This window comes from Oceanobacillus zhaokaii (assembly GCF_003352005.1).
GTDB lineage: Bacteria > Bacillota > Bacilli > Bacillales > Amphibacillaceae > Oceanobacillus > Oceanobacillus zhaokaii.
Map to the genome: position 1 here is coordinate 2,426,798 of NZ_CP024848.1, position 25,343 is coordinate 2,452,140.

General features: G+C 37.8%; 22 protein-coding genes. 7 read left to right on the top strand and 15 right to left on the bottom strand.

The window, feature by feature from the left end:
- Positions 1–27 precede the first annotated feature (27 nt).
- The 3 genes from mdh to citZ form a co-directional block, all read right to left on the bottom strand.
- Positions 28–966, bottom strand: a complete 939-nt coding sequence (gene mdh, locus CUC15_RS12385; protein ID WP_114916952.1) for a malate dehydrogenase — start codon at positions 964–966, stop codon at positions 28–30.
- 32 nt (positions 967–998) lie between these two features.
- A complete protein-coding gene (gene icd, locus CUC15_RS12390; RefSeq protein WP_114916953.1) occupies positions 999–2,270 on the bottom strand; it encodes an NADP-dependent isocitrate dehydrogenase in 1,272 nt (423 codons plus the stop codon).
- Between the two features lie 145 nt (positions 2,271–2,415).
- Positions 2,416–3,537, bottom strand: coding sequence for a citrate synthase (gene citZ, locus CUC15_RS12395; RefSeq protein ID WP_114916954.1), 1,122 nt, complete (start codon positions 3,535–3,537; stop codon positions 2,416–2,418).
- 350 nt (positions 3,538–3,887) lie between these two features.
- Between citZ and ytvI the strand changes: the two genes are divergently transcribed.
- Positions 3,888–5,000 (top strand): sporulation integral membrane protein YtvI, encoded by a 1,113-nt coding sequence (gene ytvI, locus CUC15_RS12400; protein WP_114916955.1) that lies wholly within the window; start codon positions 3,888–3,890, stop codon positions 4,998–5,000.
- Here the strand turns inward: ytvI and CUC15_RS12405 are convergent, their stop codons facing one another.
- The 8 genes from CUC15_RS12405 to dnaE form a co-directional block, all read right to left on the bottom strand.
- Positions 5,001–5,390: an FxsA family protein gene (locus CUC15_RS12405; protein ID WP_114916956.1), complete on the bottom strand. Its 390-nt coding sequence runs from the start codon at positions 5,388–5,390 to the stop codon at positions 5,001–5,003.
- 92 nt (positions 5,391–5,482) lie between these two features.
- Positions 5,483–7,243: a pyruvate kinase gene (gene pyk, locus CUC15_RS12410; protein ID WP_114916957.1), complete on the bottom strand. Its 1,761-nt coding sequence runs from the start codon at positions 7,241–7,243 to the stop codon at positions 5,483–5,485.
- 29 nt (positions 7,244–7,272) lie between these two features.
- A complete protein-coding gene (gene pfkA, locus CUC15_RS12415; RefSeq protein WP_114918450.1) occupies positions 7,273–8,232 on the bottom strand; it encodes a 6-phosphofructokinase in 960 nt (319 codons plus the stop codon).
- A 337-nt stretch (positions 8,233–8,569) separates the two neighbouring features.
- Positions 8,570–9,526, bottom strand: a complete 957-nt coding sequence (gene accA / locus CUC15_RS12420) for an acetyl-CoA carboxylase carboxyl transferase subunit alpha (protein ID WP_114916958.1) — start codon at positions 9,524–9,526, stop codon at positions 8,570–8,572.
- A complete protein-coding gene (gene accD, locus CUC15_RS12425) occupies positions 9,523–10,383 on the bottom strand; it encodes an acetyl-CoA carboxylase, carboxyltransferase subunit beta (RefSeq protein ID WP_114916959.1) in 861 nt (286 codons plus the stop codon). The genes accA and accD overlap by 4 nt, the downstream gene beginning before the upstream one ends.
- A gap of 144 nt (positions 10,384–10,527) precedes the next feature.
- Positions 10,528–11,145, bottom strand: coding sequence for a FadR/GntR family transcriptional regulator (locus CUC15_RS12430; protein ID WP_114916960.1), 618 nt, complete (start codon positions 11,143–11,145; stop codon positions 10,528–10,530).
- 25 nt (positions 11,146–11,170) lie between these two features.
- Positions 11,171–12,409 (bottom strand): NADP-dependent malic enzyme, encoded by a 1,239-nt coding sequence (ystJ, locus tag CUC15_RS12435; RefSeq protein WP_114916961.1) that lies wholly within the window; start codon positions 12,407–12,409, stop codon positions 11,171–11,173.
- Positions 12,410–12,705: 296 nt separating this feature from the next.
- The gene (gene dnaE, locus CUC15_RS12440) at positions 12,706–16,059 is read right to left on the bottom strand and encodes a DNA polymerase III subunit alpha (RefSeq protein WP_341457155.1); all 3,354 of its coding nucleotides are present in this window, start codon (positions 16,057–16,059) and stop codon (positions 12,706–12,708) included.
- 134 nt (positions 16,060–16,193) lie between these two features.
- On the opposite strand from dnaE, the gene ytrH reads away from it, so the two are divergent.
- Positions 16,194–16,526, top strand: a complete 333-nt coding sequence (gene ytrH / locus CUC15_RS12445; RefSeq protein ID WP_114916963.1) for a sporulation membrane protein YtrH — start codon at positions 16,194–16,196, stop codon at positions 16,524–16,526.
- Complete coding sequence (gene ytrI / locus CUC15_RS12450) at positions 16,526–17,035, top strand: sporulation membrane protein YtrI (protein WP_114916964.1); 510 nt, start codon at positions 16,526–16,528, stop codon at positions 17,033–17,035. Before ytrH ends, ytrI begins: the two co-directional genes overlap by 1 nt.
- A 108-nt stretch (positions 17,036–17,143) precedes the next feature.
- Here ytrI and CUC15_RS12455 read toward each other — a convergent pair whose 3' ends face one another.
- A complete protein-coding gene (locus CUC15_RS12455) occupies positions 17,144–18,085 on the bottom strand; it encodes a DHH family phosphoesterase (protein ID WP_114916965.1) in 942 nt (313 codons plus the stop codon).
- A gap of 106 nt (positions 18,086–18,191) precedes the next feature.
- On the opposite strand from CUC15_RS12455, the gene CUC15_RS12460 reads away from it, so the two are divergent.
- The 3 genes from CUC15_RS12460 to CUC15_RS12475 all read left to right on the top strand — a co-directional run bounded on the left by CUC15_RS12460 (position 18,192) and on the right by CUC15_RS12475 (position 21,565).
- Positions 18,192–18,488, top strand: coding sequence for a YtpI family protein (locus tag CUC15_RS12460; RefSeq protein ID WP_114916966.1), 297 nt, complete (start codon positions 18,192–18,194; stop codon positions 18,486–18,488).
- 173 nt (positions 18,489–18,661) lie between these two features.
- Positions 18,662–20,235 (top strand): IS3 family transposase gene (locus CUC15_RS12465; RefSeq protein WP_114915783.1). Its coding sequence is split into 2 segments (ribosomal slippage): positions 18,662–19,304 and positions 19,304–20,235, totalling 1,575 coding nucleotides; the frame shifts between segments, so codons are not numbered across the junction.
- Positions 20,236–21,076: 841 nt separating this feature from the next.
- Complete coding sequence (locus tag CUC15_RS12475; RefSeq protein WP_114916968.1) at positions 21,077–21,565, top strand: pyridoxamine 5'-phosphate oxidase family protein; 489 nt, start codon at positions 21,077–21,079, stop codon at positions 21,563–21,565.
- Positions 21,566–21,682: 117 nt separating this feature from the next.
- Here CUC15_RS12475 and CUC15_RS12480 read toward each other — a convergent pair whose 3' ends face one another.
- Positions 21,683–22,990: a DRTGG domain-containing protein gene (locus CUC15_RS12480; protein WP_114916969.1), complete on the bottom strand. Its 1,308-nt coding sequence runs from the start codon at positions 22,988–22,990 to the stop codon at positions 21,683–21,685.
- A gap of 71 nt (positions 22,991–23,061) precedes the next feature.
- Positions 23,062–23,289, bottom strand: coding sequence for a hypothetical protein (locus CUC15_RS12485; protein WP_114916970.1), 228 nt, complete (start codon positions 23,287–23,289; stop codon positions 23,062–23,064).
- Positions 23,290–23,506: 217 nt separating this feature from the next.
- Here CUC15_RS12485 and CUC15_RS12490 point away from each other — a divergent pair, with 217 nt between their 5' ends.
- Positions 23,507–23,701 carry a DnaB-like helicase C-terminal domain-containing protein gene (locus CUC15_RS12490; RefSeq protein ID WP_114916971.1) on the top strand — a complete coding sequence of 65 codons (195 nt, stop codon included), beginning with the start codon at positions 23,507–23,509 and terminating at the stop codon, positions 23,699–23,701.
- A 78-nt stretch (positions 23,702–23,779) separates the two neighbouring features.
- On the opposite strand, the gene CUC15_RS12495 is transcribed toward CUC15_RS12490, so the two are convergent.
- Positions 23,780–25,324: a hypothetical protein gene (locus CUC15_RS12495; protein WP_114916972.1), complete on the bottom strand. Its 1,545-nt coding sequence runs from the start codon at positions 25,322–25,324 to the stop codon at positions 23,780–23,782.
- Positions 25,325–25,343: the final 19 nt, after the last annotated feature.

Genomic DNA, 25,343 nt, shown 5'->3' on the forward strand with positions numbered 1-25,343 from the left:
CTATTCAGAATAGGAACGGTTTCTTGTTTATTCCAATACTTTCAAAACACTTTCGACAGATTTTGCAGACTTATCAAGTGCTGTTTTTTCAGCTGCAGTTAGCTCCAGTTCAATAATTTTCTCAATACCCTTTTCACCTAGCACCGTTGGAACTCCGAGGTAAATATCAGAATAGCCGTATTCGCCTTCAAGATATGCAATTGAAGGCAGGATTCGGCGTTGATTTTTAAGAATTGCTTCGGCCATTACCGTTAGCGAGGCCGCAGGCGCATAATACGCGCTTCCATTTCCAAGCAGATTGACGATTTCACCGCCTCCTGTTCGTGTACGGTTAACAATCTCATCTAGACGTTCTTTGGAAATGAGCGCCTCCAATGGAATTCCACCTGCATAGGAATAGCGAATCAATGGGACCATATCATCGCCATGCCCACCTAATACAAATCCAGTAATATCCTTGACAGAAATGTTCAGTTCTTCTGCGATAAAAGCACGAAAACGAGCAGTATCAAGTACCCCAGATTGTCCGATAACACGTTCCTTTGGTAGTCCTGATTCTTTGAACACGGTATAAGTCATTGCATCAACTGGATTGGTTAATACAATAATCGTTGTATTTGGTGAATACTTGACAATGTCCTTTGCGACTGTTTTCATAATCTTTGCATTCGTAGTTACTAAATCATCTCGACTCATCCCCGGCTTGCGTGCAATCCCAGCGGTAATGATGACTATATCGGAGTCTGCAGTATCTTCGTAGTTCGATGTTCCAATTATTTTTGCGTCAAACCCTTGGACAGGCGCTGATTCTGCCATATCCAGTGCCTTTCCTTTTGTTGGGTTTTCCATGTTCGGGATATCAACTAAGACAACATCGCCCAATTCTTTTTGCGCAAGTAGGAATGCGGTTGTAGCTCCCGTAAATCCAGAACCAATTACGGAAATCTTCTTGCGATTTGCTCCCATTATCATAATCCCCTTTTGTCTGTCTTATGCGATTAGTTCATGTTCTTAATTAATTCTGAACCGAATTCAGAGCATTTCACTTCTGTTGCACCTTCCATTAGACGTGCGAAATCATAAGTTACAACTTTTGTTGCGATTGTTTTATCCATAGAATCTGTAATTAATTTACCTGCTTCTCTCCAGCCTAAATGATCAAGCATAAGAACTGCTGATAAAATAACAGATGATGGATTTACTTTATCAAGTCCAGCGTATTTTGGTGCTGTACCATGTGTTGCTTCAAAAATTGCATGACCAGTATCATAATTGATGTTTGCTCCTGGCGCGATACCAATTCCACCAACTTGCGCTGCTAATGCATCAGAAATATAATCTCCATTTAAGTTCATCGTTGCAACAACGTCGAATTCATTTGGACGAGTTAAGATTTGTTGCAGGAAAATATCTGCAATCGAATCTTTAATAAGAATTTTTCCTGCTGCTAATGCATCGTCCTGTGCTTTGTTAGCAGCATCTTTTCCGTCTTTCTCCACGATGCGATCATATTCAGCCCAAGTGAAGACTTTATCTGCGAATTCTTCTTCCGCTACTTCATAGCCCCATTGCTTGAATGCACCTTCTGTAAATTTCATGATGTTACCTTTATGTACTAAAGTAACACTCTTACGGCCTTCTGTTATTGCATATGTGATTGCTGAGCGGACCAAGCGTTTTGTTCCTTCTTCGGATACTGGTTTAACCCCAATCCCTGATGTTTCCGGGAAACGAATATTGCTTACATTCATCTCTTTTTGAAGAAACTCAATTACTTTCTTCACTTCATCAGAACCTTTTTGCCATTCGATTCCTGCATAAATATCCTCGGTGTTTTCACGGAAAATAACCATATCTACGTCTTCCGGACGTTTTACTGGTGATGGAACACCTTCAAAGTAACGAACTGGTCGTAAGCATGTGAATAGGTCTAATTCTTGACGTAATGCAACGTTAAGGGAACGAATTCCTCCACCGATTGGTGTTGTTAATGGACCTTTAATTGCAATTTTATATTCATCAATTTTATCAAGTGTATCTTGTGGCAGCCATTCACCTGTTTTATCAAATGCTTTTTGACCTGCATATACTTCCAACCATTCGATTTTCTTTGTACCGTTATATGCTTTTTCTACTGCTGCTTCAATTACGCGTTGTGCAGATGCCCAAATATCTGGACCTGTTCCATCCCCTTCGATAAAAGGAATAATTGGATTGTTTGGTACATTCAATTTGCCATTTTCTACTGTGATTTTTTCACCTTGAGTCATTTTAGTAATACCTCCTAATATAATAAGGGAGGAATAGCGACAGAATGGTTGCTATTCACATGCCCATTGCTCACTTGCTTATCGCTTCGATTATATTGTTAACTGTCTGAAGCGTAAATAAAAAGTCACTGAATCTCTAAATCTCTTAAACTCTGTCTTCAATCATTACATAATCCTGTGTCGATGGTCCAACGTATTCTGCTCTTGGACGGATTAGGCGGTTATTTTCATATTGTTCAAGAATATGTGCATTCCAGCCGGATGTTCGGCTAATTGCAAATATTGGTGTAAATAAGTCATGGTCAATCCCTAATGCGTCATAAACAGAAGCACTATAAAAATCAACATTTGCTGGCAAGCCTTTATGTTCTTTAATATAGTCCTCAATTACTAAAGACATATTATACCATTTTTCTTGTCCGTTTAACTTTGTCAATTTGCGTGACATTTCCTTTAGGTGCTTTGCACGTGGATCGCCATTACGATAAACGCGGTGTCCCATCCCCATAATTTTCTCTTTATTATCGAGCTTTTTCTTAATATATGGAATTGCATTTTCTTCTTCGCCGATTTCAGTGAGCATTTTCATAACCGCTTCATTTGCCCCTCCATGAAGTGGTCCTTTCAATGCGCCAATAGCTGCTGTTATTCCAGAGTAAATATCAGCTAATGTTGCAACACAAACCCTTGCAGTAAATGTCGAAGCGTTTAATTCATGGTCTGCGTGCAAAACGAGCGCCTTATTAATCGCTTCTTTTTCGATATCTTTTGGCTTTTCATTATTCAGCATGTATAGGAAGTTTTCTGCATAACCAAGATCTTTCTGTGGCTTGACAGGCTCTAAACCTTTACGGAGTCTTGAGAACGCTGCAACAATGGTCGCAATCTTAGCTTGGATGCGAACCGCTTTTCTTTTATTTGCTGCTTCATCCATTACATCTGCTTCGTCATCATACAACCCAAGCAATGAGATTGCAGTACGTAAAGCCCCCATTGGATGTACGGTTGTTAAGTCATAAGAACGCAAATGATCGATTATCGCATCGGGTACTTCCATATTGGCAACGAGATCCGCTTTCATCGCATCTAACTCTGTTTGATTCGGTAGTTCCTTATTCCATAATAAGTAAACTACTTCTTCAAAACTAGAATTATTAGCTAAATCATCAATTCTATAACCAACATATGTGAGTTGATCATCAATAATAGAACTTATGGATGACTCGGCTGCTACAACCCCTTCTAGTCCTCTAGTTGTTGTTGTCATAACAAACCCTCTCCTCTATTAAATATTGTATTCGGTTTCAGATGTTGTTCAAAAAGTCCTATCCTTTTTTTGAACATTCACTTTAATGGAATACGTTTTAACAATATATATTCCCTTTTATACAGCCAGACTATCAATATAAAGTTATTAGGCTAGCAATTAATTAGAAATAAATACTGTCTCCCCAAATCTAATTATAAAGTATTATGAATGTAAAGTGAATTGAAACCGTTTAATTTATGTAAAATTATAATTGCAATACCAAATTTTCTCTCGAAATACGTGCTATTTTATTATCTTTTAGCATATGTAGAATAGTACAAGCATTTTTTTAGAGAGGATTTTTTATTATGTACAAGCCGTTGTTAATGCAGATTTTACGTCTTATTATCGTTATTGCTATCGTGATATGTAGTTATTTGATAATAAAATATGCATTTCTTTATTTATATCCATTATTTATTGCGGTGCTCCTTGCATTCCTGCTTCATCCGATCGTTCACTTCCTTGAATCTATCATTCGGATACCAAGAGCATTTGCAACTTTCTTTACTATTATATTTATTTTCCTATTTTTATTCGGGGCTCTATATTTTATTATTGTAGAAATCTATCAAGGAACAACTTATTTAGCGGAAAAACTTCCAGCATATTTCGAAGCAATTCTATTATATATGGAAGCATTATTTAATCAGACGATTATACCCATCTATGAAAAGGTCCTCTCCCTATTCCAAACATTAGGTGATTCACAGCAATTGACGATTGAGCAGAACGTAAATAAGCTGACTTCTGAACTGGCTGCATCTGGTGCAGCACTATTACAGGATTTATTTTCAAGCATTCCTGGTTTGCTATCTTTCGTTCCAAATTCAGTTACCGTGTTTATTTTTACCATTTTGGCAACTTTTCTTATTACAAATGACTGGGAACGTTTAAAACGAGGCTTACACTCAGTCCTCCCACCATTAGCAAACACATCAACGAAAAAAATTATCAGCCATTTAAGAGAGTCCTTACTTGGATTTATTAAAGCACAGTTAATTTTAGTTATCACTACATCGGCATTAATCTTGATTGGACTGTTGATCTTAGGAGTGGAGCATGCTATAACCATTGCTATTTTAGCAGCATTTGTTGACATTATTCCATTTATTGGTACGGGGATGATTTTTATCCCGTGGATGATTTATTTATTTCTCAACGCAAATTATTCGTTGACAATCGGGATTACAATCGTCTATATGGTTACGATTGTTTTTCGTCAATTGATCGAACCGAAAGTATTATCTTCTAATATGGGAATCCACCCACTTGTTGCATTGTTAGGATACTTTCTTGCGCTTCAGCTTTGGGGTGTTGCTGGATTTCTTGTCGCACCACTTATTCTAATCGTCCTGCATGCATTTTTCCATGCAGGTGTATTCCATTCGATTGGTTCTTTTATTAAAGGATCAACTTGATTACCACTTCCGGTAAATAATTGTTCCATTCTTCATTTTTCGTTTGAGATAATGAAAAATCCATTGTTTAATCGGTCGTCGTGTATATGGCAGCACTAAGAGTATCCCGACAATGTCAGAAATAAATCCAGGTGAAAATAAAAGGATTGAACCAAAAAAGATACAAACGCCATCTATCATAGCTTCTCCTGGTGGATGCCCCTGTTTCATCATTGTTCTTGCTCTATTCCATGTATCTGTCCCTTGTTTTTTTGCCATCGCTACTCCAGCAATACCCGTAAATAGAACAAGGAAGACAACCCACCATGGGCCAATCATATTACCCAGCCAAATAAATACGCCAATTTCAGCTGCTGGTATGATGAGTAACGCAATTATCAACCAACGCATAACAGCATCTTCCTTCCTAATATGAAAATAGAAATCGGCGGATCCGCCGATTTCTATTTTCTATTAACTCTATATATTATAGCATACGACGATTAAAGAACGCTCGCATGACCTTTGTAAATATCACCTTTTGTACTATCAATTGTAATCGCTTGGCCGTCTGTTAACATTTCAAATACGTCATCAACACCGACAATTACTGGAATACCAAGGCTTAATCCTACAACTGCTGCATGTGATGTTAATCCGCCTTCTTGCGTGATAATTCCACCTGCTTTTTCAATTGCTTCCATCATATCGCGATCCGTTCCATTTGTAACGAGGATGTCGCCTTCTTTAACTTTTTCAATTGCTTCTTTTGCATTCTTAGCAAATACAGCTTTACCGTATGCGGTACGTCTGCCAATACCTTGTCCCTTTGTAAGTACATCACCAATTACATGGACTTTAAGGAAGTTTGTTGTACCACTTACGCCAACTGGTACACCTGCAGTAACAATTACACGATCTCCACGATTGCAAAGATCCGTGTTCAGTCCTAAGTCAATTGCAATATCCAGCATTTCATCTGTTGAATGAGCTTGTTTGCCCATAACAGCATGAACGCCCCATACTAATGAAAGCTGACGATTTACAGATTCTGCATAAGTAACAGCAAGGATCGTTGCTTTCGGACGATATTTAGAAATCATTCTTGCAGTATGACCGCTTTCTGTTGGAGTGATGATCATATTGATATCTAAGTTAAGTGCAGTATGTGATACAGATTGTGTAATAGCTTCTGTAATTGACATGTCGACATTTCTTGAACGCTCTTGTAAAATTCGATTATGCTCAAGTGCTGATTCTACTTTTAAAGCAATATTATTCATGGTTTGTACTGACTCAACAGGATAGTTACCCGCTGCCGTTTCACCTGAAAGCATGATTGCATCTGTACCATCTAAAATAGCGTTAGCAACGTCTGATGCTTCTGCTCTCGTTGGACGAGGGTTTCTTTGCATGGAATCCAGCATTTGTGTTGCTGTAATAACTGGTTTTCCGACTGTATTACATTTTTTGATTAGTTCTTTTTGCACGAGTGGAACATCTTCTGCTGGAATTTCAACCCCAAGGTCACCACGAGCTACCATCAAACCATCACTAACTTCTAGAATTGTGTCAATATTATCGACACCTTCTTGGTTTTCAATCTTAGGAATAATATGGATATAAGAGCCATTATATTCTTTCAGCACTTCTCTGATTTCAAGTACATCTGATGCACGGCGCACAAATGATGCAGCAATAAAGTCAACTTGGTTTTCAATACCGAAGATAATATCGCTCTTATCTTTATCTGTAATTCCTGGAAGGTTTACAGATACATTCGGTACGTTTACACCTTTTTTATTTTTTACAATACCAGTGTTTAATGCTTTTGTAATAATATCGCCTGCAGCTTTGTCGATCTCAATAACTTCTAATTCAATCAAACCGTCATCGATTAAAATTTTAGAACCAACATGGACATCATTGATCAGCTCGTCATATGTTACAGAAAAACGTTCTGCTGTTCCTTCTACTTCTTCCATTGCAATTATTACAGTGTTACCTTCCACTAGTTCAGCAATGCCATCTTTAAAGCTGCCTGTTCTAATCTCTGGACCTTTTGTATCCAGTAAGATTGCTACCGTTTTACCAGTGTTCTCGGAAGCTTGTCTGATATTTTTAATACGATTTAAATGTTCATCATGGTCACCATGGGAGAAATTAAGTCGGGCAACGTTCATGCCTGATTCAATTAGCTGTTCTAAAGTTTCTACAGATTCTGAAGCTGGACCAATCGTACATACAATTTTAGTGTTTTTCATCTGTTACTTCCTCCTTAAATTGTGCAATGTTAAATAGATAGTTCTTTAGAGAGTTGATACATTTCTTTGTTAAGTTCGTGTTTTTTCGACAAAATATCATTTATATCATAATCGACAAGCTCATTATTTTCAATGCCGACCATTCTTCCAGACTTCCCGTTTATCAAAATTTCGACAGCTTTCGCGCCTAAACGACTCGCTAAGACACGATCCTGTGCAGAAGGTGAGCCTCCGCGTTGTATGTATCCTAGTACGGTTACACGTGTTTCTAGATTGGTTGCCTCTTGAATGCGCTCTCCGTACTCAATCCCGCTGCCGACGCCTTCTGCCAACACTATGATACTGTGCTTCTTGCCACGTTCCTGTCCTCGTTTTAGACGATCAATTACTTCGTTGAAATCATCCTTTTTTTCAGGAATAATGATGCTTTCAGCACCACCTGACAATCCTGCCCATAGTGCAAGATCCCCTGCATCTCTCCCCATTACTTCAATGATATACGTACGTTCGTGAGATGTCGCTGTATCGCGAATTTTGTCGATTGCTTCGATGACTGTGTTTAATGCAGTATCAAAACCAATGGTGAAATCTGTTCCAGCAATATCATTATCAATTGTTCCCGGAACTCCAATACATGGATAGCCCTTGGCAGTTAACTTCTGTGCACCACGGAAGCTTCCGTCCCCGCCAATTACGATTAATCCATCAATTTCATATTTATTTAATTGCTCGATCGCTAAATTTTGACCTTCTTCTGTTTTGAATTTATCGCTTCGAGCAGAGAAGAGAATAGTCCCTCCCCGTTGGATAATATCGCCAACAGATCCTACGTTCATCGGTTCTATATTGCCTTCCATTAGTCCTTGATATCCATTTTTTATTCCAAATACTTCTACATCATGATAAATAGCTTTTCTAACAACTGCGCGAATAGCAGCATTCATTCCAGGTGCATCGCCACCGCTTGTTAAAACGCCAATTCTCTTTATCATTTACATTCACCTCTAGTCGGAAATTATTTTAACCTAATTTACTGTACCATAATTTGTCGCAAAGTGGAACTTCAATCAGTGCCGAGGATTGCCTTGCCGTACCTAATTATGTAACTGTACTATATTAAGGATAATGAAAAAATCATTAAATAGCAATGTTTTATTAGAAAACTAAGGTTAAACCATGCTTTTCGGTGGCTGCTTTAACTGCATTTCTGTAGTAAGAAAGTTTGTACATTTTGTTAACTGTCAAAAAAACATACAAAAATTAAACAAACAACGTGAATCCGTAAGAAAAGGCTGATAATGCTAACATTATCAACCCAAGGACTTCTTACAATTGTTGGAATTCACCCATTACTTTGTATTTTTCCCAGCGTTTTTCTAATAACTCATCTTTCGTGTATTTAGAAAGCTGTTCTAGTGACTGATTTATTACGAGGTCAATATAGTCTGCCTGCTGCTTCACGTCGCGATGAGCTCCGCCTCTCGCTTCAGGAATAATCTGATCAATAACATGTAATTGCTTGAGATCATATGCAGTAATTTTCATCGTTTCAGCAGCTCTCTTTGCTTGTCCAGCATCCTTCCACAATAATGCAGCAGCACCTTCTGGAGAGATTACAGAATAAGTAGAGTTCTCAAGCATATGGAGATGATCACCTACACCAAGAGCAAGCGCACCTCCACTTCCACCTTCACCAATAACAATACATATTATAGGAACCGTTAGGCCCGCCATTTCCATGAGGTTTCTAGCAATTGCTTCACTCTGTCCACGTTCTTCTGCTGCCTTACCTGGGTATGCGCCCTTTGTATCAATAAAGCATATTATTGGACGATTGAACTTCTCTGCCTGCTTCATATGGCGAAGTGCTTTTCTATACCCTTCAGGATGAGGCATACCAAAGTTTCTGCGAATATTCTCCTTCGTATCTTTTCCGCGTTGATGGCCAATAACGGTAACAGGTTGATCCCGATAATAAGCGATACCCGCAATGATTGCTTCATCATCACCAAAATAACGATCGCCATGGAATTCAATAAAGTTTGTGAAAATCTGCTCCACATAGTCCATAGTTGTAGGACGTTCAGGATGCCTTGCCATTTGTACACGATCCCATGGCTTTAAATTGCCATAGACATCTGCCTCTAGCTCTGCCAATCGCTTTTCTAATGTTGTAATCTCTTCAGATAAATCAAGTTCACTTTCAGAAGTGAATTTCTTTAACTCAGATATTTTCTCTTTTAAATTAATGATTGGCTTCTCAAATTCTAAAATATGCTTCATGCTTCGTTCCTACCCTTCTGATGCATTTCAAGCAGCGTTGTAAGAAGGTCTTTCATCTCATCTCTTGGTACAATTCGATCCAATTGTCCATGCTTTAATTGAAATTCTGCAGTTTGGAAATCTTCAGGTAGTTTTTCACGAATGGTCTGTTCAATAATTCGTCGACCTGCAAAACCGATCAATGCACCAGGTTCTGCGAAATTATAATCACCGAGTGATGCGAAACTCGCAGAAACTCCGCCAGTTGTTGGATGGGTCATAATTGAAATCATTAGTCCACCACTATCACTGAAGCGTTTAATAGCAACTGACGTCTTCGCCATTTGCATTAAACTCAAAACACCTTCCTGCATTCTTGCACCACCAGATGCAGTGAAAATAATGAACGGCAATGAAGCTTCTCTTGCATTTTCAATCGCTCTCGCAATTTTCTCGCCAATCGCCGAGCCCATACTCCCCATGCGGAAGGAAGAGTCCATTACAGCAACTGAAGTAGCTTGTCCATTAATCAGACCTTCACCTGTAATGATTCCTTCATTTAATCCCGTTTTCTGCTGATCCTTCTTAATCTTTTCTTCATACCCTGGAAAATTAAGCGGGTTGACGGATGTTAATTGCTTATCCCATTCCTTGAACGTACCTTCATCAAATAAACTTTCAATTCGATCCCATGCCTTTAATGGGTGATGATAGCCACAGTTCGGGCAAACATTTAATGTTTTCTTCATTTCTTTACGGTAAAATATTTTATGACATTTATCACACTTTTGCATTAAACCTTCAGGAACATCTACCTTGCTATGTTCGCTCGGTATCGTTGCGTATTTCTTACGCTTGCTAAACATAAATTTAGCCAAGGTAATTCCTCCTTCTAATAGCATCTTGACTACACTCTGAATGTATTAATCTCGTATCCCTAATCCTAGCTTATCCCTGCTAAAAAGGTTGTCTAAACTAGTCGAGTAGTCAAATAATATCTTATTTCTTAATATAGAAAATGTCTATAAACTTTCTAATTTGTTAAATAAATTCTCAATCGCTGCATAATGACGCTCAGTATATAGTTCCACAAGCTTCCGATAAAATGATGGATTGTATGCGTCCTTTTTAATCGTATGTGAAAATTCTTCCATTAACTGCCATATTCGCGTTAATAATAAATTCTCCGTCTTCATAAAAATAAAGTTAAAAAAAGCGACATGGCGATCATTAGGATGATTATAAGTTAAATCAATGATTCGATTTATTTCTACAAAATCTGAATCCGTAAACCGATCGAAAGCAAGTTTCGCTGCTTCCTTCTCAATAATTCGCTTCGATAAAAACAAATCTTCTCTCGTATTGCTTTCCTGTAAAATAAAAGATGATAAAAGTTCAACGGTTTGAAACGAACGATATGTACTCAAATAAGTACCCTCACCGGCCTTCGTTTCAATTAAACCAAGCAATTCAAGTGCTCGCAATGCTTCGCGTATCGACGATCTGCCTGCCTGCAGCTTCTCCGATAGCTCGCGCTCCGATGGAAGCTTGTCTCCCGGATTTAACTTGTTTTTCTCTATAAAGCTACGGATTTCATTTAGTACTCCTTGATAAACCTTCTGATTCGGTAATAGTGACATTGTCCTTTGTCACCCCTTTTGCCGATTAATTTTCTTCCAAACTAGCTAGCGTACGTGTTCTTTCTGCCACACTTTCGGGATCAACATTGAGTCTTGCTACACCAGATTTAATTGCTGCTTTTGCCACACTTGCCGCAACAATTGGTGCGACTCGAGGATCAAATGGTGCAGGAATAACATATTCTTCGTGTAGCGCTTCTTCAGGAATGAGCGAGGCAATTGCTTCTGCCGCTGCAACCTTCATTTCTTCATTAATTCTAGTTGCCCGAACATCTAAAGCACCTCGGAATATTCCTGGAAACGCAAGGACATTATTCACTTGGTTCGGATAATCAGATCGCCCTGTACCAATTACTCTTGCACCAGCATCCTTTGCATCTGCTGGTGTAATTTCTGGATTCGGGTTTGCCATTGCAAAAAGAATTGCGTCATTATTCATCTTCGCAACCATATTCTTTGTCAATGCATCACCGACAGATACCCCAATAAACACATCTGCACCAGTTAAAATATCATCCAAGCTGCCCTCAAGCTTATTCCGATTCGTAATTCTTGCTACTTCTTCCTTCACTGCGTTCATTCGGTAAGTTCTTCCTTCAAAAATCGCACCACGCGAATCACACATGATGATATCCCTGACACCGAAGCTATGTAAAAGTTTTATGATGGCAATACCTGCTGCTCCGGCCCCATTGGCGACTACTTTTATCTCGGAGAATGACTTACCTACAAGTTTTAATGCATTAATTAATCCTGCAACAGTAACAATCGCAGTACCATGCTGATCATCATGAAAAACGGGTATATTCATTTCGTTCTTCAATCTTTCCTCAATGATAAAGCAATTCGGTGCAGCAATATCTTCTAAATTGATGCCGCCAAAAGTGGGCTCCATTAATTTCACGGTACGCACAATCTCATCGACATCATTTGTTGCTAAACAAATCGGAAACGAATCTACACCTGCGAATGTTTTAAATAGAACGGATTTCCCTTCCATAACAGGTAACGCAGCTTCTGGACCAATATTTCCTAATCCTAAAACGGCAGAACCGTCACTTACCACTGCAACCATATTACCCTTCATCGTGTAATCATATACAGTATCGCTTCGATTGTATATTTCCATGCACGGTTCTGCAACACCTGGTGAATAGGCTAAACTTAAATCCATTGCATTTAGAACAGGAACCTTAGACTGTACTGCCAGCTTTCCCAGATTTTCTTTATGCAACCGTAAAGCATCATCTCTTAAGTTTCCCATTTGCTTCAATTCGCTCCCTTGAGCTGTAGATTTTTGAGGCATTATCTAACAGAAAAGCTATTTGTAATGCAAGATTCATTCAGACAAAATTTATACTACCGATTGTACCATTTATTTGGTATTTAACAATGGATAAACCATACAATAGGTGGTCAGACCACCTATAACTTCTCTATTATATCAGACGCGTCAAGTCTTGCAAAAATATCATTTCTTTTTTCTGCTTTTGTAAGGACCTTAAGGCTTAACCAAGCCTTTGGTGACAGTAATAATTGCACTTATGCAGATAGATGTCGTTATACTTTCCTATCTGCCAGGACTACATCTGCCTTCCCAAAATAGTTTCTGAGGACGTCTAACGCCTCTCTAGCCGGATTAATATAGTACTCCTCCGCTAGCTGGTAGGTTTGCTTCGTCCCCTCTTGATAAATAATGATCGGGACACTGCCAGGAAATTGACGTGCCATCTGTTTAATCATATCCAATGCTTCCTCTGTTTTTTCATCGGTTAGCTTAATAAACAAACGCTGATTCGATTGCTCTATTAATTCCTCTGCAAGAAATGGTTTAATTTCATCAAGTATCCATTGCACTCGATTATTTCTTGATTCGATTTTCCCTTTAATCGTAATGAGCTTTTCATCCTCTAGAAATTTTCTAGTTTCCCGATATAAGTCTGGAAAAACGACTCCATCCATCTCGCTTGTTTCATCGCCTAATGTAATAAATGCCATTGATTCCCCGCGCTTTGTGCGAATCGCTTTTATTTGCTGAATAATTGCAGCAGCTTTGATATTTCTTTTTCCCACTAAGGTTTCTGCATTTGCGATTGTCACATAACCATTTGCACGCAGTCGTGAGCGGTATTCTTTTAATGGATGACTCGAAATATACATACCGAGAAATTCCTTTTCATCTGCCAGCTTCTTAACAATACTGAAATCCTCTATTTCTACATAATTAACTTCTAGTTCAATTTGATCTTTAAATAGACTTGGCTGATCCGAAAATTCTCGAAAAAGCTCTCCCTGCTCCATTGCTTGATCAAGCGATGCTAGAAGACTCGCACGGTTTGCATAGGTTTCATCGAAGGCACCTGCAATGATTAGATTTTCAATTGTTTTCCTGTTGATTTGTTTGAAATCAATTCGCAAGCAAAAGTCAAATAAATTCTTGAACTTAGCTTGCTTCCTAACACGGTTGATCTCCTTTATAGTCTGATTGTTAACCCCTTTAATGGATGCTAATCCCATTCGAACTTGCTGATGCTCTACAGTGTATTTTCCGTAGCTATGATTGATCGATGGCGGCAAAAGTGTAAGACCTTGCTCCTTTAGTTCCTTCAGATACATGCTTATTTTATCCTGCTGGTTCCGTGCTGCACTTAATAGCTCAGCAAAGAAGTTTGCTGGGTAGTGTGCTTTTAAATAGCTTAACTGATAGGAAATTTTACTATATGCGGCTGCATGGCTTCGTGGAAATCCGTAATTTGCAAATTTAACGATCCAGCTAAAAATTTCCTCGGCAATATTAAGCTTATAGCCATTTTGAAGACATCCGTTTACAAAAGCTTCCCTTTGCTCATCCATTACTTCTTGCTTTTTCTTACTCACTGCACGTCGTAATATATCCGCTTCACCTAAAGTGAAACCCGCGATTCGGTTTGCAATCTGCATGATTTGCTCCTGGTAAACCAATACACCATACGTACCCGCTAAAATCGGTGCTAGGTCTGGATGTGGATAGATTACTTGCTCCTTACCGTGCTTTCTCGCAATATAAGTTGGAATAAAATCCATTGGACCTGGACGATAGAGCGCATTTACCGCAACAATGTCTTCAAATGAAGTCGGCTTTAATGTCTTCAAAACCCCTTTCATCCCTTGGGACTCAAGCTGGAAAACACCATTTGTTTGCCCTTTACGAAGCAGTGTGTAAGTTGCTTCATCATCTAATGGAATCGAATCTAGTGTGAGATTTTTATTTGCCGTGATTTGAATTGATTTTACGATTTTCTCTAGCAACGTTAAATTTCGCAAGCCTAGAAAATCAATTTTCAGTAAACCAAGTGATTCCAAATCAGTCATCGTGTATTGAGTTAATCGTGTTTCGTTTGAACCGACTGTCAGTGGCACATGCTCACTTAATGGCCTCTCACTAATTACAACACCTGCAGCATGAGTAGAAATGTGCCTAGGAATTCCTTCCAGTTTAATTGCGATTGTAAATAGTACTTTTAGCTTTGGTGATGCTTTAATAAAGTCGCGCAGTTCTGCTGAAGATTGAATGATTTCAACCAGTTTCTTATTCGTCTGTAATGGAAGCTCCTTCAAAATAAACCGTGCTTCCTGATCATCGACTTCCATTGTTTTAATAAGCTCACGGATTAATGATCTTGCTGCAAACGTACCAAACGTAATAATTTGGGCAACATGCTCCAACCCGTATTTCTCACGAACATAATCAATCACCAAATCCCGTTTTTCATCCGCAAAATCAATATCAATATCTGGCATCGTTTGCCGCTCAGGATTCAAGAATCGCTCAAACAATAATTGATAGCGGATCGGATCGATATCGGTAATTCCTAGTACATAAGCGACAAGAGATCCTGCTGAAGATCCACGACCAGGTCCAACTAAAATTTGGTTTTCCTTTGCGTAGCGGATAAAATCAGCAACGATTAAGAAATAATCACTAAAATTCATTGATTTGATAATACCTAGCTCATATTGCAATCGTTCGGAGATTTCAACTGTAACAGTGGCGTATTTTTTCTCGACGTTTTCTGTGCAAAGCTGTTCTAAATAGTCATTCGCAGTTAAACCTTCTGGAACAGGGAATGACGGTAATAATCGCTGGTCGAAATCGAATGTCACCTGACAACGGGATTTAATATTTTCCGTTTCCTGCAGCACTTCCGGCCATACTCCCGCAAATATTGCTTCCATCTCATTTGTCGATTTTAAATGCTTCTGTCTGCTGCGCGGGTCTGATAGCTGCATCCCCCAGCTATTTCCATGTTTCATCGCTTGCAGGCAATCATAAGCGATAGCATCTTTTTCATCTAAATAACGAACATCATTTATCGCCACAACAGTGATATTGTATTGCTCATGGAACGCTTTTAGTGAACGTGTCAGCTCTATATCTCCAGTTGCTTGGATACCTAAATAAAAGTCTCCACTCAAGATCTCCTCTTGCCACCTGTTTACAAATGCTGCTGCATGTTCGAAGGGATGATCAAGCAGTAACCCTTCCAATGTCTGATTGACGACAGGTAAAATACAAATCAAATGCTCTGTATAGGTATGCAAATCTTTAAAATCAATTGTATGCTCCTGCCCTAATTGCAGATTTGTACTCAGCTTGACAAGCGCTTTATACCCTTGATTATTCTTTGCAAGTAGAACAATTTCATTCTCCTCTTCTCCGATCATTACCTTCGTTATCATGCCGATAATTGGCTTGATTCCCGCCTTCACACATGCTTTATAAAAAGGAATTGCACCGTAGAGGACATTCTCGTCTGTCAGCGCAATTGCGCTAAATCTTAGCTCCTTGGAACGGTTCACTAATTTTTCAATTGTAATCGTACTATCCATCAGGCTATAGCCACTTCTAACTTGTAAATGTGTATATGACATCATATCCCGCCTTTTCTCTCCCTCCATTATAGCAATAAAGATAGAACATGCATACGGTGGCATACTAATTTATTTACATATCTCGTCCTATTGCATCATACAATGTGAAGAATAGGTTCTGAGGAGTGTGCATTGCGATGGAGGAACGTTTTTTTGCTTCATTTATTCATTGTTTTTTTATTGCCTTTGGCGTGGTCATTGGCGGATCGATCATCGGAAGTATTGGCGATTTTGTTACTGGCAATGCACCACTGACCGCAATCGGCCGAATTGCTAACCGGCTAAGAATTTGGGCAATTGTTGCCGCAATCGGTGGTACTTTTGATGCTATTGCCAATTTTGAAAAGGGTGTTTTTGAGGGAACGACAATGGATTTACTGAAACAAGTATTATTAATATTATCAGCAATGGGTGGCGTGAAAACGGCAATCCTCTTAATTGAATGGCTGATCCAAGGGGAAGTTGAATAATGCATATTCCGCCATATCATAAAAAGCCTTCTTGGCAGCGATTTCTCGCTGGTGCTGCTATAGGGTCAGTTCTATCCTATTGTCTTTTAATGTATATGTATGGCTACCAATATGAAAAACTGATTGCTGAGAATTACGAGCTGCAAGCAGAAGTGACTAAATTAAAGGCTCAAAATGAAGCATTACTGAAGGATAAGGAAGATTTAAGTGAGAAGTCCAATCAATCTCTAACTGTCCAAGCCATTGAAGTAGAAATTACGAATGGTACGGAGTTGAAATTAGACCGGCTAATTACCTTTCAGCTGGAGGAAATGATGAAGGCTGCAATTCATTCGATTATTGGCGAGCCAATTAATGTTGTTGCCGGCAGTGAAGAACTGCTCGTATCTACCATTGAAAATAAAGGGTTCACTGTCGATGACTTTACCTATTATTTCGATATTACTAGATTAACGATGATTTCACAGACGGTGAAAATAACGGTGAAAACTAAATTATCGGGGGATTGATAACAAGCTGATTTCACGATTGCAAAATCAGCTTGTTTGGTTGAGGCTATTCTGACACCGCTACGGAATGTGCTTAATCTCAAAAAATCTACTGCATGCTAATAACAATTAATTCTCCCTGCACAATGCCTCTAAATCTGCGATGATATTGTCTACTTCTTCCCATGATTCGGCTTGTGCGCCAGATGCGAGCGGGTGACCGCCGCCGTTGTATTTTGCTGCAATTTGGTTAATTACTGGACCTTTTGAGCGAATGCTAACGCGGATTGAATCCTCTTCTTCTGTGAAAAATGCCCATACCTTAATCCCTTCAACATTACTAAGCACGTTAATAATTTTCCCAGGATCTCTTGGGCTGACATTAAATTTCTCTAATATTTCCTTTGGCAGTTTAATGGATGATGAACCTGCTGGTGTAAGCTTAAAATTTTGTAAAATATAGCCTTTTAATCTTGAGAGCGAATCTTTTTCCATGTATAAATTTTTATAGAGTTCAGTAAGATCAAAATCATACGTTACGAGCTCTGCTGCATATTGGAAGGTTTTCTTCGTTGTGCTCGGGAACATGAAGCGACCTGTATCACCAACAATTCCGCCGTAGAGAAGACGCGCTGCCTCGTCGCTCATCTTCAGGCCTTGATCTTTGCCATGCTCATATAATGCATAAATCATTTCACTTGCAGAGCTTGCCTCTGTATTCTCCCAGCGAATGTCGCCATATTCATCAACGACAGGATGATGGTCGACTTTGATTAACTTCTTCCCTAATCGATATCTTTCATCGTCGATTCTTGGTGAATTGGCAGTATCACAAACGATGACAAGTGCTTCTACATATCGTTCATCTTTGATAACATCCATTTTCGCTAAAAATTCGAGTGAGGCTTCTTGCTCGCCAACAGCATAAACCGATTTATTTGGGAATGACGCTTTAATGATTTCCTTTAGTCCCACCTGTGATCCTAGTGCATCTGGGTCTGGTCTGACATGACGATGAATAATAATCGTATCGTATTGTTTAATCGTTTCAATAATTTCAGTTTTTGACATGATGATAGCTCCTGACCTTCTAGTAGACTTCAGTAACGCTCGCAAATTCAGTCGAAAAACGGTACAATAAGAATAGTAGGACTTAACTGAATTTAGGAGAGATTACATGATTATTTTTCCAATTATTATTATTATTTCCCTTGTGCTATATGTATATTATAAGGTTGCCATTGTTAAGAGTAAAGACGGACTGACTCAAAGCTATTTTAATGCAAAATCCCGTATCTGTCTTGGCAGCTTCATATTCTTCTACGGAGTTAATCAATACATTTACTATTTATCCCGTTTTTCCTTGATTATCGGCATCATCTTCATCTTCTTTGGTGGCTTACAGCTATACCGTGGCTTCAGAGAGGTAAAGCATTACCGCAGTGAGTGGAAGCGATTGAATCCGACGGAATGAACTAGAAAATCTCTGGACTGAATTAGAAAAAAGCTGGTTATTGACAAGATTAAAGCGTCCCGTTTTGAAGTGCATAAAATGACAGACCAACTGACGTATGAATTGATATGCTCCCCTTAAGGTAGACAGATTAAAAAATAAAAATCTGTTTTTATCTTAGGGGGAGTTTTTTTATGTCAAAAAGGTCTCATTCTAGTGAAGTTAAATATGAAGTAATAATGGCTTATAAAAATGGAGATTACACAATAGGAGAGTTATGTTCAAAATATCGAATTTATTCATCTACACTTTACAATTGGATGGAGAAGTATGAGAAAGAAGGAGTTCGTGGTTTAGAAGAATCCAAAACATGGAGAAAATATTCTAAAGAATTAAAGGAAGCTGCGGTTAGAGATTATATTTCAGGAGAATATTCCTTACGTGAAATAGTAAGAAAATATAGTATATCTGGTGTAGCGGTACTCGAAAATTGGATTACAAAGTATAATAGTCATAGAGAATTAAAAGATACGGAAAAAGGGAGAACACGCTCTATGACTAAAGGGAGAAAAACGACTTGGCAAGAACGAATTGAAATTGTACAGGATGCATTATCGAATGACAAGGATTATCAACAAACTGCGGGTACCCATAAAGTGTCTTATCAACAAGTCTATCAATGGGTGCGTAAGTATGAAGCCGATGGATGGGATGCGTTAAAGGATAGGAGAGGACGTTCCAAAAGTGAAGAAGAATTAACTACAGAAGAAAAGATGAAGCTAGAGATGCGTCGAATGGAAAAAGAGAATGAACGTTTACGTGCGGAGAATGCATTTCTAAAAAAGTTAGAGGAGATCGAAAGGAGGCGAACATAAACCAAGTAAGGTTTAAGGATAAGTATATCGCAATACAAGAGCTCCATATCGAGGGAAATCTACCGATTTCTCTTCTTTGTGAAATTGCAGGAATTGCACGATCTGCTTATTATAAATGGTTAAATAGAACACCTTCAAAGCAAGAACTACTAAATCAGGAGATTATTAAGGAAATGATAACTCTTCATGAAAAAGTGGAGGGCATCTATGGATACCGTCGAATGAAGACAAACGTGAACCGTATATTTAAAGAGAAACTTCAGCAAAAACTCAATCACAAAAGAATATATAGATTGATGAAAATCGCTGGATTACAATCTGTCATACGAAAAAAGAAGAATCGTTATAAACAATCTCTCCCCAAACACGTTGCGGAGAATATCTTAAATCGTAATTTTAAAGCAGAAAAACCAAATGAAAAATGGGTTACAGATGTGACGGAATTTAAGTATGGTGCTTCGAAGAAAGCATATTTAAGTGCTATTCGTGATTTATATGATGGATCGATTGTTAGCTATGTTTTTGGCCACCGAAACAATAACCAACTTGTGTTTAAAACGTTGGATCTGGCGACGGCCACATTGAATGATGAAGAACATCCACTAATTCATAGTGATCGAGGGTTTCAATATACTTCACACGGATTTAAACGTCGGATAGACCAGGCAGAGATGACACACAGTATGTCTCGAGTCGGGAAGTGTATTGATAATGGACCAATGGAATCGTTTTGGGGAACTCTCAAATGCGAGAAATATTATTTACATAAGTACGGGACATTCGAAGAATTATCCAAAGCTATCAACGAATACATTCATTTTTACAATCATACGAGGTATCAAGAAAAATTAAACGACCACAGCCCACTGGAATACAGGGCTATGGCCGCTTAAGTTATTTTTATTATTTCCACTGTCTACTTGACAGGGGGCAGTTCAAATTCGCATACGTCAGTTTTGTTGTTATATCAATGATTTCATCTTTAACGATTGCACCAAATAGTTTAAGTAAATAATTTCACTGTATTTCAAATACCTCCATTTCCAACTGTAATTTTTACAAGTTCTTGTTAAACAAACTCTTCTGCCATGTTAGTGAAATAGCGACTGCTCTATTCGAACAATCGCTACCCCTTGGTCCAATAAATATCACTTATTAAAAATCCTTTTTTTCTTGCATAGTCATTAATAGATTTAATTAAAATCATTTTTAGATATAATTAACTAACAGTGAACAACTTAAGATAAATATCAATTGTTATTAAGTTTTATAATGACTAAATGTAAAATCAAACCCATATACCCCAGATAGTTAGTACCTGTTATCAGCAGGAACCACCCTACAATTTCAGGAGAATTTGTAGTCAAACCAATTAATGTACAACTACAACCTATTGGTAGCATTGCGATTAGCACACGTAAGTTCTGTAATAACAATCTACTCCCTGTTTCTAAATAACATTTATTTCCTTATTATAGCATGCCAAGTATATTTCTTTAGTAAAGGCCTCGTTAAATTATATTTACGATAAAAAAATGACTTATTCTCCTGATAATTTTTAGTACGGTTTTTAATAATTTCAGAGACCTCTTTGCTTCATTTCTTATAACCAATTGACTTTCGATTTCCATATAGACTTAAGCGAAGACGACTTTGATATACAGAATCAGCTGATTGTTTAAAAGTTGGTGTAAAGGGTACTATACCTCTATAAACATAAATGAGGTGATGGAATTGTCTAACATGATAAAACAGGAAGAATTGGAAACATTAAGAGAGTTAATCAAAGACGTAGACATTGCCATGCTGACTACGTTAACGGAGGAAGGGCTAATTTCTCGCCCTATGAAAACTCAAGAAGTAGAGTTTGATGGTGACTTATGGTTTTTCACTAAAAAAGAGACTAATAAATATGAAGAAATTTTACATGATAAAGATGTAAATGTTGCTTATGCAGGTAAATCCTATGTTTCCGTTCGTGGAAGAGCAGAAATCGTTGAGGATTTAGACAAGAAAAAGGAATTATGGAGCAAAACATATGAGAAAATCATGAAAACCTCTTATGATGATCCTAACATTGTCTTGATAAAGGTAAAAGCGGAAGCAGCAGAATATTGGGAAACAGGTAATTTTACGAAAAAAATTGCTTTTCTCTATAAACGAATGACAGGGCAAAGTTCTGAATCGACAGATATAAACGAAACGGTTGAATTGGATAAATAACACCAAAAATGGATTGCCTGGTATAGGGCAATCCATTTTGTTAGGTAGAGTTATGTTAATCCAATTTTGAAACTGCAACTTAAAACCGTAAGAATAGCAGCTTCTTTTCTAGATCTATTATCGGTTCATCAATTGTGCCATGATTAAGCCCTTGCCGACAATTTTTTGCTTAATCAATACATCAACTTCAATTTTTGCATAGACCCGTCCAACATCAAGAAGTTTAGGTTTTATCGTTAGGATACTCTCGATTTGTACTGGTTTATTGAAATAGATTGTAATATTCTCAATTACAAGGTCAGCCTTTTTCCGCTTCATCATTAAACGACTGCTTGCAGTGGAAATGATTGAAGTAAAGACTCCGTATGATAGCGTCCCCAATGGATTCGTCATTTGAGGTGTTACTTCTGTTTGATACGTATCCTCTTCCCCATTTACATCTTCAAGGCTTGTGGAAATAAGATCATCAATCGTTTGCCCGACTTGTGGCTGCCGCTGTATTTGCTGCAATGCTTTTAGAACATCCTGTCTCGAAACAAGTCCCTGAAGCTTCGAATCTTGATCAACAATTGGAATAACCTCGATTCCTTCCCAAATCATCGTATGTGAAACAGACGCAAGCGAAGTTTTTGCTGTAACAACTAATGGTTTTTTCGTCATTACTTTTGTAACAGGCGTATGATCATCCCTGCCAACGATATCCCTTGCTGAAACGATGCCGACAACACGAAACGTTTCGTCTACAACAGGGAAACGACTATGTTCTGATTTCTTATTCAACATATTCCACTGTAGAATTGTATCACTCGAATTCAAATAGTAGGTATCGTCTAATGAAGTTGCAATATCACCAACGAAAACGATATCCTTTTTAATTAGTTGATCATAGATTGCCCGGTTAATCATCGAAGCAACAGTAAAGCTATCATAGCTAGTTGAGATAATTGGTAATTCCTTCTCATCTGCAAGCTGCTTCACCTCTGCACTCGTATCAAACCCACCAGTAATGAGTACAGCAGCACCAGCCGTTAATGCTGCCTCATGTGCATTTTCCCTATTTCCGACGATTAATAAAGAATTTGCTTCTGTATAACGCATCATTGCCTTAATTTCCATCGCACCAATAACAAATTTCGTTAATGTTTTGTGGAGCCCAGATTTCCCCCCTAATACTTGTCCATCAATAATATTGACGACTTCTGCATAGGTCAGGTGCTCGAAGTTCTCCCGCTTTTTTCGCTCAATTCGAATGGTACCGACACGCTCAATCGAACTGACAAGCCCTTGATTTTCTGCTTCTTTAATTGCCCGATATGCTGTCCCATCACTTACATTCAAATCTTTCGCAATTTGTCGTACCGATATTTTATGCCCAACCTCTAATGACCAGATATGTTGGATTATTTGCTCATGCTTTGTTGCCATCCATTCTCACCAGCCTTCAACTGTACTACTACGTTATCTTGTCAACATTATACAGTTGAAAGCGAATAAACTCAATAATTATCGAATTGCCTTCTCCTCAATTCTTCCTGTTCCATAACTGGTGGTCTTGTCATTTGTAAAAGTGTTGCTAAATTCGCACCAACGACAAGGACTAAGAAGAACAGCCATATTCCCCAAAAGATGAAACCTAATGTTGACGTCGCATTTGGAATAAATGGCCAGGCGAAATATAGGAAAAATGCCGCAAGCAGTAAGCGCAGAATTGCGTAGTGTTTCATGGGAGAGCCTCCTTTCGTTTTGTATTAGTTTATGAATGTCGGTGGAGATTAAGAACGTGGCTTCCCTGTAGTTTGGAAAGCCTTTTAAAATAAAAAACATAATTGAACCGAATACACCCCCTAACAGCAAGTTGGATGGTTCTCACTTTGCAGATTCAGGAGATTTCTCAATCTATATGCTTCAAAATTAGTTGCTTGGGAGGAGGGATTGCGCCCAATGATGTCTGATTTACGAGATTCAGGAAACATCGAACAAGATGCAGACGTTATTTTCTTCCTTTACCGGGACGTTTATTATGATAATCAGGCTGAGAAGCAGAATAATGTGAAAGAGATCATTTCTAAGCAGCGAAATGAACCGACGGGTACGGTGGGGATGGGGTTTTGGAGGGAGTTTGGGCGGTTTGGGTGAGGGTGGAGGTAATCGAAAGTTAGGTATGAATGCCAAAGAATACAATAGCTTCGATTGTTTTATTCTTTGGCACTGGTTTTATTTTAAATTATAGGTTACTTTGATTTCTGGTTTGTTCCAGATTATGTTTGGATCTAGTCCACCTGGTGTTTTTTCATGCGTTTGACATGTTTTTTCTAATTCTTCCAGACTGCTTAACTTGATAACTTCTTTATTAGAGTGTTCGTCACCTAAGATATAAATTTTACTTCCATCATCGACAGTAAAATTATTTTGATAACTGAGTGAACCTGCAATACAAACTTTTGAATTATCACTAACTTTGAAATTATTCTCAGCGTTTAAGTTACCACGTACAAATAATGTTGAATGATCATTTACTTTTAAATTATTCTTTGCGTAAAAATTTCCTCCAACAAAAACAGATGATTTGTTGGATATCTCCGGATTATTATTAGCATCTAAATTCCTACCTACATATAATGTTGAATTACTATTAACGATAAAATTGTTTTTCACGTCTAAATTTAGTCCAATTAATAAGGAGGAATCATTTGATATTTCAAAGTTGTTCTTAGCGTCCAAATTATTTTTGATAATTAATAATGACTCATCTACTATCAGATTATTTTTAACAAACATTTCTCCACCAACAGTTATTTTTGAATTGGCCTTTAAGCTAACATTGTTCTCACTGTCCAGATTTTGTTGTACACCAATCTCGGAGTTAGTTATTGTCATATTATTTTTCACTGTCATAGTATTCACTATGGATAGTATTGAATTATTTGAAGTAAAGCCATTATCTGTTTTTAAATTGTTGCCTACATATAATTCCGATTTATTCTTTAATTCAAAAGGGGAGTTCTTAATATTCATATCCATACCTATTGATAAATGAGAGTTGTCTATCACTAATTTATCAGCATCAAAACTTGATACAACAAAGCACTTTTTGTCACTGATTTTCTCTAATTGATTAATTCCCATCTCGCATCCCTGCGAAGGTTTGTTAAGTTTAGGAAACTGTAATTCATTAAATTTTGGAATAGCGACTCCATCTCCACTGTCCTCATCCAGAATTGGCTTAAATTCTGGTACAAAAAATGTCAGATTAAAAGTTAATATTTGAGGATTTGTATCTACTTTATTATCACCATTTACAATACCTTTTATAAAAAATCTATATTTATCTTTCTTCTCTACAGTAATCTCATCTAACAGAAAGAAATAATCACTATTATCAAATGTTGATATTGATCTTCCTAATAAATTTATGATTATATAATTCTCTAGATTATATTTGAGTTTATCCCTAACTTTTGTTCTAATATGACTATAGTCTTCTGAATCAACTTGACCCTTAATTTTCTCTATTTCAGATTCACCAAATTTGAATAAATCATCAATTTGATTAAAATACTCATTCGTTATAGCGTTCGTATAATAATCGACACCCATTTCAGCAGCAACTACCGCAAGATTCTGTTGATCAACCTTTTGTTCCTGTTTTGCATTACTAAGTGAAGCGCTCATAAAAAAAGTGGAAAAACCGAGTACGAGCACAACCATAAGTACTACAACTAATAAAGCATAGCCTTGTTCGTTTTTAAGATTCTTCATCACTCGTAGCCCTTTCCAC